The sequence below is a fragment of the Pseudomonas sp. Irchel 3A5 genome, from assembly GCF_900187575.1.
Classification (GTDB): Bacteria; Pseudomonadota; Gammaproteobacteria; order Pseudomonadales; family Pseudomonadaceae; genus Aquipseudomonas; species Aquipseudomonas folii.
Genome location: NZ_FYDU01000008.1, coordinates 253,628 through 266,242, shown reverse-complemented (window position 1 = coordinate 266,242; position 12,615 = coordinate 253,628). Strand labels below are relative to the sequence as shown.

Genomic DNA, 12,615 nt, shown 5'->3' with positions numbered 1-12,615 from the left:
GGCGCCGTCATGCGCCAAACGGCAGATCTGTAGGAGCGCACGAGCACCGCGAGGCCGCGATAGCGGTGTATCAGACAGACCGCCATCGCTGCCTCGCGGTGCTCGTGAGCTCCTACAGAAATATAGCGGTATGTCCGCGTAGAACATCGCAGCCTTCGGCAGCCCCTACAGAAAAGAGCGGTTATTAATGCAACTTCATCCGCGGCTCGGTCCCTTTGCCGATACGGCTGCCGAGCATCAGCATCAGTGTGCGGAAGGTGCCGTAAAGCGCCATCTGGTGCATGCGATACAGGGAAACGTAAAACATCCGCGCCAGCCAGCCTTCGAGCATGACGCTGCCGGTCAGGTTGCCCATCAGATTCCCCACTGCCGAGAATTTCGACAGAGAGATCAGCGAGCCGTAATCGGTGTATTTGTATTCCGGCAGCGCCTTGCCTTCGATGCGCAGCTTCAGGGATTTGACCAGCAGCGACGCTTGCTGATGGGCCGCTTGTGCACGAGGCGGGACGTTACGATCCGAGCCTTTCTGCGGGCAGGCTGCGCAGTCGCCGAACGCGAAGATGTTTTCATCACGTGTGGTCTGCAGCGTTGGGAGCACCTGCAACTGATTAATGCGGTTGGTTTCCAGCCCGTCGATTTCCTGCAGGAAGGCCGGTGCACGAATGCCCGCTGCCCAGACCTTGAGCGTGGCCGGAATCACCAACCCACTGGCGGTGATTAGCGAGTCGGCCGTCACTTCACTCACGGCAGCATCGGTCAGGACCGTAACACCCAGTTTCTCCAGGGTTTTATGCACCGGCCCGCCGATGCGTTCCGGCAATGCAGGCAGCACCCGCGGGCCTGCTTCGATGACGGTGATGCGCAGGTTTTCCGGCTTGATCTTGCCCAATCCGTAAGCCGCGAGTTCGTGAGCCGCGTTGTGCAGTTCAGCCGCCAGCTCAACGCCGGTCGCGCCTGCGCCTACAATGGCCACGGTGATTTCCTGGGTGCTGTCGATTTGCCCGGCGTGGGCGCGCAGGTAGTGGTTGAGCAGCTGCTGGTGGAATTTCTCGGCCTGCTTGCGCGAATCAAGAAACAGGCAGTGCTCGGCCGCGCCAAGCGTGTTGAAGTCGTTAGTGGTGCTGCCTACCGAAATCACCAGCGAGTCGTAGTCCAGGCTGCGCGCTGGAACCAGTTCCAGACCGTTTTCATCCAGCGTGGCGGCCAGATGAATTTGCCGCGCCTCACGGTTCAGGCCGGTCATTTTGCCGAGCTGGAACTGAAAGTGGTTCCACTTGGCTTGAGCCACATAGTTCAGCTCATCCTCATAAGAGTTGAGCGAGCCTGCCGCGACTTCGTGCAACAGCGGTTTCCAGATGTGGGTCAGGTTGGCGTCGACCAGGGTCACGCTTGCTGTGCCTTTCTTGCCCAGGGTTTTACCCAGGCGGGTCGCCAGCTCCAGACCGCCAGCGCCGCCGCCAACGATGACAATACGATGAGTCATAGGGATATCTCATAAGGTTTAAGGAATTCGGGGGGAATGAGTTAATCCTCGCGAGCGCTGTCTTGCTGCTGCTCAGAGCGTCAGATAACTCAACAAAAGGCTCGACACGTCCAGGCCAACCACCATTGCGACCACCACGATCAGGAGCAGCCAGCGGCAAAAAGCCGGCGCTCGACTGGATCATGGGGGCTTGCAGGTACTCTTCGACACGCGTTTGGTCGTTGGGTTTCAGGCGACTGGACATGGGAGTCTCAGAAAAGGGTGCAGCGGTTATTCGGCAATCAGTTCCAGCGGTTCGACCCGCAGCGAATCGTCCAGACGAATGATGCCGCTTTGTATCACTCGCGCGGTAATTCCGCCATGCCCACGTACCGCCTGAAAGGTGCCATGGCCAAGGCGTTGCTCCAGCCGGGCGCAAGGCTGGCACCAACCGGTGGTCTCCAGAATGGCCTGACCGATCTTGAAGCGACGCCCCTTCAGGCTGAACAGATTGATGCCGCTGATTACCAGATTGCGGCGCAGGTCCTGGGGCACGATGGGTTGATCATCAGAACGGCTCAGCAAGGAACTGACCACCGCCAGATGTTCCCACTGAATCAACGTGACCTGCCGAGCGTTGCGTGGGCCGGGGCGCGCATGGTCGCCGGTCAGGCCGGCTTCGCGGCGTGCTTCCACCGCGTCCAGCTCGACCATTTCGCCACGGGATTCAGGGCGTACGCCAATCCAGCGCACCCGGCCTGTTTGCGGTACGTCGGCCAATAGTTCTTGCAGAGGGCTCATAAGCTGATTCCAACATCGAAAACCACGCTGCGACCCAGGTTGGTTCGCAGAAAATCCGGAGCGCCAGGGTGGGCAAACAACACCCGGGCAAAGGTTGGACCCACCAGTGACAGGGAACGCCAGCCTTGGCGCAGGTACTCGGTGGGCGGCGGGAAATGGCTGTTCAAGTCGAGTACTTCGCGCTTGAGGCTGGCAAAGGCAATGATGTCCAGCCCACTCAGGTCTATATCGCGCTCGTTGTAGTTGGTGGCTTTTTTACGCAATGTCGGGCCCAACCGTTGCAACAGTTCGCTTGCAGGAATGCGTTTGGGCTTGGCTTCGCGGCGCACCAGTTGGCTCAGGGAAAACGCCCCACGCCTTCGCGCCAGCTCCTCGCGCCATTCATCGTTGAGGCGACGGCCTTCATCAAGGACGAAGAACACCTCAAAACGCGCGTCACGAAACAGCACGTCGGGCGGTTCCTGCCCGGCTGCGGTGAAGTCCTCGTGACGATGCGTAATGTTCAGGCCTTGCAGCAGACGCTCACAAACCCATCGCTCACGCTCCCACTTTCGCGCATTGGAAAGAAACGCGTTGGCTTGTTCGGCCTGGATCGTGAGCAGGCGTAGGTAGTCTGAGTCATCCATGGGCCAAGCTTAGCGTTCTAATAGCTACAACTGGAAGATGCTGCTGTGCATTTCGAATACAACGCAGGTAGGAGCGGCCCCGGTCGCGAGAGCACTGCTCTGTCTTGCGGCAAGCATAGGGTCTGTAGGAGCTGCCGAAGGCTGCGATCGCTGTGTGTCAGGATAAATGCTTCGCAGCCTTCGGCAGCTCCTACAGAAAATGCATTTCAATCCAGCAGTTTGCATTTTGTTTGATGAGCGCGCGCTTGACCGCGATCAAGTGCGCTCCTGCGGCAGATTGCGCTCAATTAGGCTCCAGACCCCAGCAAAGGGAGGGCGCATCGGTGTTGCGACCCGACATAGATCAGCCAATCCCGCGCCCATTTCCGCTATGGTGTTGGTTTTCCATTCCAATCAGGAGAGTTGCACCCTTGAAACTCTGGCCCATTCTGCTGTTGATCCTGTTGCCATTTACCGCGCAGGCCATTGAAATCGGAGATTCGGTGCCGACCTGGAGTCTGTTCGACCAGTTTGATGAGCCGTATGTGATGGACCCGCAAAAGACTCAAACCATTCTGGTCGCCAGCAGCATGAGCGCGGGCAAGATCATGGAGAAGGCACTCAAGGACAAACCCAAAGGTTTTCTGGAGGCGCGGCATACGGTGTTCATCGCCAACATCGAGCCGATGCCTGCGTATGTCACCAAGTTCTTTGCCGTGCCGAAAATGCGCCGGGTCTACTCGTATCGGGTAGCGCTGGACCGCGAAGCGCAGATCGCGCCGGGTTATGGCGGGGATGCGGCTGCCGTTCAGTGGTTACAGATCAAGGATGGCAAGTTGCTGGAGCGTCAGGAATTCAACGGGCCGGACGCGCTTCGCGAAGCGCTGGAGAAGCCGTGAGCCGAGCCTGATCCCATGAGGCTCGGCTCACCTACAGATCAATGCCTTTCTGGCAGATCGCCGGAAAACATATCGTCTTCGGCATCCGGGCTGACCGGAATCGCGTGTTCTTCCGACGCCCATGCGCCCAGGTCGATCAGCTTGCAGCGTTCGGAACAGAACGGCCGGGCAGGGCTGGCGGCGCTCCATTCCACGGGGGCGCCACAGGTTGGGCAATCGACGGTCATTGGTTGGCTCATGATTGGCCTCCGGACAAAGTTAAATAAAATTGATGCAGCCGCTGGACCTCGCTTTGCAGCCAGGCAGCGTCCCGGTCATTGACCAGCACATCATCGGCACGACTCAATCGATCTTCGCGACTGGCCTGAGCCTTGATAATCGCTTCGACCTGCTCCTGGCTGGAACTGTCGCGCAAGATCGTGCGCTCGACCTGCAACTGCTGAGGTACATCGATCACCAGAACTCGCTGAGTGATCTTCCACTGACCTGACTCGACCAGCAGGGGCGAAACCAGAATCGCGTAAGGCGAGGTGGCGCTGGCCAGGTCGCGCTGGATTTCGGTGCCGATCAGCGGATGCAGCAAGGCTTCGAGCCAGCGGCGTTGTTCGGCATTCTCGAAGATCAGGCCGCGCAGCGCACCTCGATTCAGCGTGCCATCGGCATGCAGCACCGTCGGCCCGAAGTGTTCTGCGATGTGTGCCAGCGCCGGACGGCCGGGTTCAACCACCCAGCGCGCAGCGTGATCGGCGTCGACCACATGAATACCCAGATCAATGAAGCACTGCGCCGCGGCGCTCTTGCCGCTACCGATGCCGCCGGTAAGGCCGAGAATCCAGGGTTTTTGAGCGGTTGGGGTCATCTGAAACCGGCAAATTGCAAATAGGAGTCGGTTATTTGACCACCCCAGAGCAAAGCGATCCAGCCTGCGATGGCCAGATAAGGACCGAAGGGGATCGGCGTGCTGGTCTCGACATTCCGCACACGTAGCATGATCAGGCCCAATATGGCCCCTACCAGCGATGACAGCAGGATGGTCAACGGCAGGATCTGCCAGCCGCCCCACGCCCCCAACATGGCCAGCAATTTGAAGTCGCCGTGGCCCATGCCTTCCTTGCCGGTGATCAATTTGAACAGCCAGTACACCGACCACAACACCAGATAACCGGCGACTGCGCCCCAGAGTGCGTCGCTCAGGTTCGTGAACAGGTCGAACGAGTTGACGATCAGGCCCATCCACAGCAGCGGTAGCACCAGGTCATCAGGCAGCAACTGGTGGTCGGCATCGATCAGACTCATGGCCAGCAGGCCCCAGCTCAGCACTAGCATCGCCGCCGCAGGCCAGCCGAAACCGAAGTGCCAGGCGATGTAGCCGGACAGCAGGCCGCAGGTCAGTTCCACCAGGGGGTAACGTTTGCTGATGGGTGCTTTGCAGCTTGAGCATTTGCCACCCAGAAACAGGTAGCTGAGCACTGGCAGGTTTTCCCATGGGCGGATCTGATGGGCGCAATGCGGGCAGCGGGAGTGCGGCAGGATCAGGTTGAAGGTCTCGCTTTCAGGCTCGGCGGGCAGCTTGAGCATTTCCCGGGACTGAGCCTGCCAGTCGCGCTCCATCATGATGGGCAGGCGATAAACCAGCACATTGAGAAAACTGCCCACCAATAAACCGAGAATCAGTGCGGATAAAACAAAGGCCAGCGATGAGCTGGCCAGGAAATCAACGAGTGACATAGTCAGACAACGCTTCCGAGTTTGAAAATAGGCAGGTACATGGCGATCACCAGTCCGCCGACGATCACGCCGAGGATGGCCATGATCATCGGCTCCATCATGCTGGTGAGGTTATCGACCATATTGTCGACTTCATCCTCGTAGTAGGTCGCGACCTTGTCGAGCATCGAATCCAGTGCGCCCGACTCTTCGCCAATAGCGGTCATCTGAATCGCGAGGCTGGGGAACACGCCTGTGGCGCGCATGGAGAAGTTAAGCTGCATGCCAGTGGAAACGTCCTGCTTAACCTTGTTGACCGCGTTGCGGAAAACCACGTTACCGGTTGCGCCTGCAACCGAGTCCAGCGCTTCCACCAGCGGCACACCGGCAGCGAAGGTGGTGGACAACGTCCGGGCAAAGCGCGCGACCGAAGACTTATAAATCAACGGGCCGATAATCGGGACTTTCAGCAGTTTGCGATCGACGCCATCACGGAAATTCTGTGAGCCTTTGTAGCTGCGTCGGAACAGGAAAATACTGGCAAACATCAATCCCAATATGATCATCCACCAGTCCTGAACGACTTTCGACAGGCCAATCACCATCAGGGTGAACGCAGGCAGCTCTGCGCCGAAACCGGCGAAGATGTCCTGAAACTTCGGCACCACATAAAGCAGCATGATCCCTGAAACCACAAAGGCCATGATCATCACCATGATCGGGTAAGTCATGGCTTTTTTGATCTTGGCTTTGAGTGCTTCGGTCTTTTCCTTGTAGGTTGCCACTCTATCCAGCAAGGCTTCCAACGCACCGGCCTGTTCACCAGCGTCAACCAGATTGCAGTACAGGTCGTCGAAATATTGCGGCTTCTGCCGTAGTGCGGTGGCGAAACTGTTACCGGCGGCGACTTCGCTTTTCACTTCTTCGATCAGTTTGCGCATGTTCGGATTTTCCGAACCTTCGGCGATGATGTCGAAGGATTGCAGCAGCGGCACCCCGGCTTTCATCATGGTCGCCATCTGCCGGGAGAAAAACGCGATATCCAGCGGTTTGATTTTCTTTCCGGAGCCACCAAAAATCGAAATCGGTTTCTTGCGCACCTTGGTCGGGTTGATGCCCTGCTTGCGCAGCTGCGCCTTGACCAGCGCCGGATTATGGCCGGTCAGTTCGCCGGTCATTTTCGCGCCTTTCTTGTCGGTGCCTTCCCAGGTAAAAACGATAACTTTCGCCGCTTTGCTGGCCATGATCAGTCCTTGGTCACGCGGTTGACTTCTTCGAGGCTGGTGACGCCCTGCATGGCTTTGATCAGGCCGGAGGTGCGCAGGTCATTGAAGCCGTCCTTGCGCATTTGAACGGAAATATCCAGTGAGTTGCCTTCTTCCATGATGATGCGCTCCAGAGCGGGGGTCTTCTTGACCACCTCGTAAATCCCCACGCGGCCTTTATAGCCGCCATTGCACTGGTCGCAGCCTACCGGCGTATAGACCTTGAACGTGCCGATTTTGTCTGCCGGGAAGCCTTCGGTTATGAGGGTGTCGTGAGGAATGTCCGCTTCCTTCTTGCAGTGCGGGCACAGCTTGCGCGCCAGACGCTGAGCGATGATCAGGTTGATGGCAGTAGCAATGTTGAACGCGGCCACGCCCATGTGATGCAAGCGGGTTAGTGTTTCGGCGGCGCTGTTGGTGTGCAGCGTAGACAAGACCATGTGCCCGGTCTGCGAAGCCTTGATGGCGATTTCAGCCGTTTCCAGATCGCGAATCTCACCGACCATGATCACGTCAGGATCCTGACGCAAAAAGGCCCGAAGTGCTTGAGAGAAGTCCATTCCTTGACGCGGATTGACGTTGACCTGGTTGACGCCTTCCAGGTTGATCTCCACAGGGTCCTCGGCGGTGGAAATATTGATGTCCACGGTGTTGAGAATATTCAGGCCGGTGTACAGCGACACGGTTTTACCCGAGCCGGTAGGGCCGGTGACCAGAATCATGCCTTGCGGCTGCTTCAGTGCTTCCAGATAGAGGGCCTTCTGCTCAGGCTCGTAGCCTAATGCATCGATACCCATTTTCGCCGTGGTCGGATCCAGCAGACGCATCACGATCTTTTCGCCCCACAGCGTCGGCAGGGTGTTCATCCGGAAATCAATCGCCTTGGTTTTCGATATACGCAGCTTGACCCGGCCATCCTGCGGCTTGCGGCGCTCGGAAATATCCAGACTGGCCATAACCTTCAGGCGCGCCGCAATACGGCCGGCAAGGTGGATAGGCGGCTTGGCGACTTCATGCAGAATGCCGTCCGTGCGCAAGCGTACTCGGAAAGTCTTTTCGTAAGGCTCAAAGTGCAGGTCGGACGAGCCGAGGCGAATGGCGTCCAGCAGCATCTTGTTGACGAAGCGCACCACCGGCGCGTCGTCGGCGTCATCCTGGCCTAGGGACGTCTCCTTGGATTCTCCGACTGACACCACCTCCAGGCTTAGGTCGACATCGCCTAAATCCCCAAGAGAGGTGTGACCATCGAAAAATTTTTCAATAGCGTCGCTGAGCTTGTCGTCTTCTACCAGAATCGCCTCGATGGCGAGCCCGGTATTGAACTGCAGATCGGTGATGGCTTGCTGGTTGGCGGGATCGGAGATACCGATATACAGCTTGTTGCCGCGTTTCCAAAGCGGCAGGGCATGGTGCTGGCGGATGAGCTTTTCACTCACCACCCCTCTAGGCTGTTCTTCTTTATTAAGGCAACTGAGGTCGAGAAACGGCAGGCCGAACTGGTCGGACGACATTTCCGCCAGAGCCAGGGCTTTGACCAGGCGGTTTTGCACCAGATAACTGATCAGCGAAACCTTGTCGCGGCGGGCTTGCAGAAACGCCTGCTGCGTCGCTTTTTCAGTCAGAAGTTCGGCAACTACCAATTGCTTGGCCAAACCGGTCAGGACAACGTCACTCATAAAACCACCAAACCCATACTGTCTTGGGTTTATAGCCTAGTCGGGCGACGCTGCCAATGATGCAAGACAAGGTGACGTAAATTGTCCGCCAGTAATCCGGCAGGGACTTACGGTAACGCCGTTGGCTAGAGAATTAGCAATAAAGGAGGGTTGAAGAGTATTTGGCATGACCTATGCTTTGGGACAGGCACGCAACACCTTATTGACGCACCGGAGCAGTACCAATGAAAGCACAAAAAGGTTTCACGTTGATCGAACTGATGATCGTGGTAGCGATTGTCGGTATTTTGGCTGCCATAGCCATTCCTTCTTATCAGAACTACACCCGTAAGGCGGCTTACTCGGAAGTACTTGCGGCAATGGCGGCGACGAAAACAGGATTGGGAGTGTGTATCGCCCAAGCCAGCATTGCCGACTGTGATACCGCTACAAAGGCCGGTCTTACATTACCAAGTGGTGGCGTTGGTGCTGTGAACAAAATCGAGATTACAGCTACCACAGCTGCAATCACCGCAACACCGAATAGTTACAAAGGCATCGCGACAACCGATACCTGCTCTCTTAAGCCTACTGTGACATCCGGGGTGATCACTTGGGCATATGATGGCGTCTGCGTAACCAACGGCTATGTCCACAACTGATTGCTGTCGGTTGCAGCCTAAATTATGGCGTTGTTTTTAGCGCTAAGCACACTAGCCTTACCGACAAGCCGAAATAGCTCAGCCCGGTAGAGCAGCGCACTCGTAACGCGAAGGTCGCAGGTTCGATTCCTGTTTTCGGCACCGAGCTAACTTCCGGGCTTCTCCCAAGGATCCCGGAAAGCGACACAATAAAGCCGCCTTGAGCGGTTTTTTTGTTCCTGTCTCTTCCGCTTTCTTCCAGCGCCAACCGAGAATTTTTAGTACATTGTGCAGCACAACTGAATTCGACTGTGCTGGTGATGTACTAATGCCCCTAACTGATACCACTGTTCGTCAGGCTAAGACCGGCGAAAAGGACTATTCCCTGACAGATTCCGATGGGCTGTCGCTTTTCGTATCAGCTAAGGGCACGAAGTCTTGGCATTTCCGTTTTTCGTGGCATTCAAAGCAGCCTCGCTATTCGCTCGGTACCTATCCAGAAATTTCCCTCAGAGAGGCGCGCGATCTACGTGACCAGGCTCGCTCCCAAGTCGCTAAGGGTATCGATCCGCGCGCTCATCGCCGTGAAGCAAAGCGCAGGGCAGGGGACTCTGCAGAGAGAACCTTTGAGCTTGTTGCGAATGAATGGCACGCCTTCAAAGCTCCACGGATGGTGGTGGCCAAGAAGGGCGGATCAGCACAGGCTAGATTCTATTTGGACAAGGATCTAATTCCGGTCCTGGGAAAGATCCCCATTGCAGATGTCCGGCGGGCGGATGTTCTAACGGTATTGCGGCGAATTGAGAAAAGGAAGGCGCTTAACTCTGCTCGCAAGTGCAGGTCGTGGCTTAACGAAATATTCAGATATTCGATTGCGTCGGGTTTTATTGAGACAAATCCGGCTGCTGATCTAGATATCGTGGCGGAGCCGGAGCCTCCAGTTCAGCATAATCCCATGCTTAGGCAGAAGGATCTTAAGGAGTTTTTAAAGTGCCTGCGTGCATTCCCTCTGACCGAATTCACAAGGAGCGCTATCAGACTGCTATTGCTGACAGGTGTACGCACTGGCGAGTTGCGCCATGCGGCGGTGGCTCAGTTCGATTTTGAGGACGCTTTGTGGACTATCCCAGCTGATACGGTCAAGCAGCTGCGAAAACTAATCCGTACACCTGTAGGTGGAGAGGTGCCGCCCTACCTCGTGCCGCTGTCGAGGCAAGCCATCGCCGAAGCCCGTAAAGTGCACCAACTGACCGGTCGCTATCGTTTGCTAATAGCTGGTCGCAATGACCCTAGTCAGCCAATAAGTGATGGAACAGTAAACGGTGCTTTAAAAAGAATGGGGTACGCAGGCAAGCTCACAGGACACGGGATCCGCGCCACTATTTCGACTGCCTTGAACGAGATGGGGTACAAAGATGATTGGATAGATGCGCAGCTGTCCCACGCGAGCGGCAACAAGGTTCGTAGAACCTATAACCATGCCGACTATGTGGAACAGCGTCGCGGAATGATGCAGGCGTGGGCGGACTATTTAGATGCGGTTGAGGCTGATGCCTGAGGACCACGTGTCGCTGTAACTTGGTCACGATTCCATTGGATGATCTCGGCTTTTATCCATGCGACTGCTCTCGGACCGAGCTTGACCTGCTTGGGGAAGAGCCCCTTGCTGGCCATATCGTAAATTCGTGAAGTGCTCACGCCGGTTAGTTTCTTGACGTCTGGCAGGCGGATGAACTCGATGTCATCGTTCAACTGGGCAGTCATGGTTTTGGCCCCTTATCATCAGGTTCTGGGCAATGTAGCGGATCCGCGCCTATAAATACTTCTTCTGGTGCATCGGGCCAATGCTCTCGAATCGAATCAAAACTTCCTTCGTTCCAGAGTCGCAGGAAGTTCAGCCCGTCTTCGTCTTCAAGTGCAAACTCAATCGCAGCAGTTGCCGGATCTGGTGCGTGGTGCGTGAGAGTCGCAAGTGCGTTTTTCGCTTCTGCGACCCAGTCGGAGTGGTCCGGATTCTGTTCATTCAGCATCAAAACACCTTCAGCCAGAAGCCATGCGACCTTATCGAGCTTCTTCAATGCTTGCTCGGGATCAGCCTGTTCGGGGCTCGCCAACATGTGATTGAACGGCACTCGGAAGCCAGCGGCGTTGCGGTGTCCGCCGCCGCCAAATCGCTTGGCTATAACTGATACATCTTCGCCAGCGTCAGAGCTGCGCAGACTGAATGAGCGACCCTCAGCCGTATCCCAGTAACAAGCTGCGAATGGTTGGCCAACGCTCATCAGTGCGCCTGCGTCACTGGCAAACGTATGCGGGAGGTTTGCTACGGGAACGTTGAAATGGGCGATATTCATGCGGCGTTTGGACGCGGCGACAAGCTCTGCCACGTCCTTCTGCTGCTTGCGTTCGAGAGCGCGGCCTTCAAACCTCAGTGCAGCGGAGTCGACCGCGAACAGTTCATCCCATATCGCGAAGTCTTGTTTGTAGCTGAAGAGGCTCGCTAGGACCTCGCGAGTGCCTTCCAGATTGAAACGCCATAGGTCCCGATCTTCGATGTGGTAGATAAGCGCCGGGCGTAGTTCATATGGAAAGAAGTAATCCCAAGCCAATCCGGCGCCAGACCGGCTCATGTCGAACAGCACGTGCATATTCTGATTCGGTTGCTCCGGTTCGTCGAAGTAGGAGGCGCCGGCTGATGGCAGGTCCAGCAAGTCTTCTTGCGCGGTTTTGTGATGATCGAGTACCAACACGGAATGCGCGCTTTCCGCCATTGCCGTCAAGACTGCACGCGGGTAGGAGAAGTCAACAATAACGACGGTTTTGCCAGTTACATCAGGTACTGGCTCGCCATGTTTCGCTGCATGAAATTCAATATCGTTGCCCAGCGCCTTGCGTACGACCCAAGCAGCGCCGAAACCATCGGCGCAGTTTGCGTGATAAATGCAGATCGTTTTGATGGGCGTTGTCATGCTGCATACTCCGCTTGAGGAAGGCTGTTTCTAAGCGCTCGGTGCTTGGTATCGAGTTCGAAGGCCTCGCGAAGGGCGTCACGTAGATGCTGATAGCCTTCTGTAGCCGCTTCGTGAGGAAAGCGAATGGTACTGGTTTCAAGTTCGCCCCACAGGTCACCGTGCTCGTTGAGCCATTCGATTAGTTGCGTGTCCAGCGGTTGGCTGCTGAGTTCTTTGCTGCTGGCCAGGTAGGCGTGGATCCGCGAAGCGAATTGATTCAGCAGTTGCTGGTGTGCAGTAGCTCTAGCAGCTTGTTCGGTCGCACGTAGTCCCTTCCAGGTGCGTGCGGCCAGCTCCAGCGTCTGGGCGATGTTAATCAGAGCAGATCGGTCTGAAACGGTGAAGGGGACGGTTTTGACCATTCGCTCGTGGTCGCGCTGCTGTTGCAGGAGGCGCTCGATTTCCGCGTGCAGCAGCTGGGTCTGCGCGGCATGCCTCCGGTGTATGCGAACGATGGCGCGCCAAACGAAATACCCCAAGACAACCCAGCTGAGTGGGAGAAGTACCGCCATGATGATCAGGTGCTGTGCTTGCATGTGCTGTGTCCTAATTAGAGCCCGCCGCCAGAT

At 56.6% G+C, this 12,615-nt stretch carries 14 protein-coding genes and 1 tRNA gene; 4 read left to right on the top strand and 11 right to left on the bottom strand.

Annotation, left to right across the window (positions count from 1 at the left end):
- Positions 1-184: 184 nt before the first annotated feature.
- The 3 genes from CKW31_RS15715 to CKW31_RS15705 all read right to left on the bottom strand — a co-directional run bounded on the left by CKW31_RS15715 (position 185) and on the right by CKW31_RS15705 (position 2,889).
- Positions 185-1,483, bottom strand: coding sequence for an NAD(P)/FAD-dependent oxidoreductase (locus tag CKW31_RS15715; RefSeq protein WP_095096696.1), 1,299 nt, complete (start codon positions 1,481-1,483; stop codon positions 185-187).
- A 270-nt stretch (positions 1,484-1,753) separates the two neighbouring features.
- Positions 1,754-2,263, bottom strand: coding sequence for an MOSC domain-containing protein (locus CKW31_RS15710; protein ID WP_095096694.1), 510 nt, complete (start codon positions 2,261-2,263; stop codon positions 1,754-1,756).
- A complete protein-coding gene (locus CKW31_RS15705) occupies positions 2,260-2,889 on the bottom strand; it encodes a DUF1780 domain-containing protein (RefSeq protein WP_095096692.1) in 630 nt (209 codons plus the stop codon). The genes CKW31_RS15710 and CKW31_RS15705 overlap by 4 nt, the downstream gene beginning before the upstream one ends.
- A 410-nt stretch (positions 2,890-3,299) precedes the next feature.
- Here CKW31_RS15705 and CKW31_RS15700 point away from each other — a divergent pair, with 410 nt between their 5' ends.
- Complete coding sequence (locus tag CKW31_RS15700) at positions 3,300-3,767, top strand: hypothetical protein (protein ID WP_095096690.1); 468 nt, start codon at positions 3,300-3,302, stop codon at positions 3,765-3,767.
- Between the two features lie 38 nt (positions 3,768-3,805).
- Here the strand turns inward: CKW31_RS15700 and yacG are convergent, their stop codons facing one another.
- Genes yacG through pilB form a run of 5 tightly spaced genes read right to left on the bottom strand, consistent with a single transcriptional unit; the run spans position 3,806 to position 8,415 of the window.
- Positions 3,806-4,006 (bottom strand): DNA gyrase inhibitor YacG, encoded by a 201-nt coding sequence (gene yacG / locus CKW31_RS15695; protein ID WP_095096687.1) that lies wholly within the window; start codon positions 4,004-4,006, stop codon positions 3,806-3,808.
- On the bottom strand, positions 4,003-4,626 hold the full coding sequence (gene coaE / locus CKW31_RS15690; protein ID WP_095096684.1) for a dephospho-CoA kinase: 624 nt from the start codon (positions 4,624-4,626) through the stop codon (positions 4,003-4,005). Before coaE ends, yacG begins: the two co-directional genes overlap by 4 nt.
- Positions 4,623-5,495: an A24 family peptidase gene (locus CKW31_RS15685; protein WP_095096681.1), complete on the bottom strand. Its 873-nt coding sequence runs from the start codon at positions 5,493-5,495 to the stop codon at positions 4,623-4,625. Before CKW31_RS15685 ends, coaE begins: the two co-directional genes overlap by 4 nt.
- A 2-nt stretch (positions 5,496-5,497) precedes the next feature.
- Positions 5,498-6,718: a type II secretion system F family protein gene (locus CKW31_RS15680; protein WP_095096678.1), complete on the bottom strand. Its 1,221-nt coding sequence runs from the start codon at positions 6,716-6,718 to the stop codon at positions 5,498-5,500.
- Between the two features lie 2 nt (positions 6,719-6,720).
- Positions 6,721-8,415: a type IV-A pilus assembly ATPase PilB gene (pilB, locus tag CKW31_RS15675; RefSeq protein WP_095096675.1), complete on the bottom strand. Its 1,695-nt coding sequence runs from the start codon at positions 8,413-8,415 to the stop codon at positions 6,721-6,723.
- A 224-nt stretch (positions 8,416-8,639) separates the two neighbouring features.
- On the opposite strand from pilB, the gene CKW31_RS15670 reads away from it, so the two are divergent.
- The 3 genes from CKW31_RS15670 (at position 8,640) to CKW31_RS15660 (ending at position 10,593) form a co-directional block, all read left to right on the top strand.
- Positions 8,640-9,056, top strand: coding sequence for a prepilin-type N-terminal cleavage/methylation domain-containing protein (locus CKW31_RS15670; RefSeq protein ID WP_095096672.1), 417 nt, complete (start codon positions 8,640-8,642; stop codon positions 9,054-9,056).
- Positions 9,057-9,123: 67 nt separating this feature from the next.
- A tRNA-Thr gene (locus CKW31_RS15665) sits at positions 9,124-9,197 on the top strand.
- Positions 9,198-9,363: 166 nt separating this feature from the next.
- Positions 9,364-10,593 (top strand): integrase arm-type DNA-binding domain-containing protein, encoded by a 1,230-nt coding sequence (locus tag CKW31_RS15660; RefSeq protein ID WP_095096669.1) that lies wholly within the window; start codon positions 9,364-9,366, stop codon positions 10,591-10,593.
- Here the strand turns inward: CKW31_RS15660 and CKW31_RS15655 are convergent.
- From CKW31_RS15655 to CKW31_RS15645, 3 genes are read right to left on the bottom strand one after another with little or no spacing between them, the layout of a single operon-like run.
- Positions 10,563-10,799 carry an AlpA family transcriptional regulator gene (locus CKW31_RS15655; RefSeq protein WP_095096666.1) on the bottom strand — a complete coding sequence of 79 codons (237 nt, stop codon included), beginning with the start codon at positions 10,797-10,799 and terminating at the stop codon, positions 10,563-10,565. The genes CKW31_RS15660 and CKW31_RS15655 overlap by 31 nt on opposite strands.
- Complete coding sequence (locus CKW31_RS15650) at positions 10,796-12,004, bottom strand: phosphohydrolase (protein ID WP_218192157.1); 1,209 nt, start codon at positions 12,002-12,004, stop codon at positions 10,796-10,798. Before CKW31_RS15650 ends, CKW31_RS15655 begins: the two co-directional genes overlap by 4 nt.
- Entirely contained in the window at positions 12,001-12,582 is a 582-nt protein-coding gene (locus tag CKW31_RS15645; RefSeq protein ID WP_095096664.1) for a hypothetical protein, read from the bottom strand. Before CKW31_RS15645 ends, CKW31_RS15650 begins: the two co-directional genes overlap by 4 nt.
- Positions 12,583-12,615 lie beyond the last annotated feature (33 nt).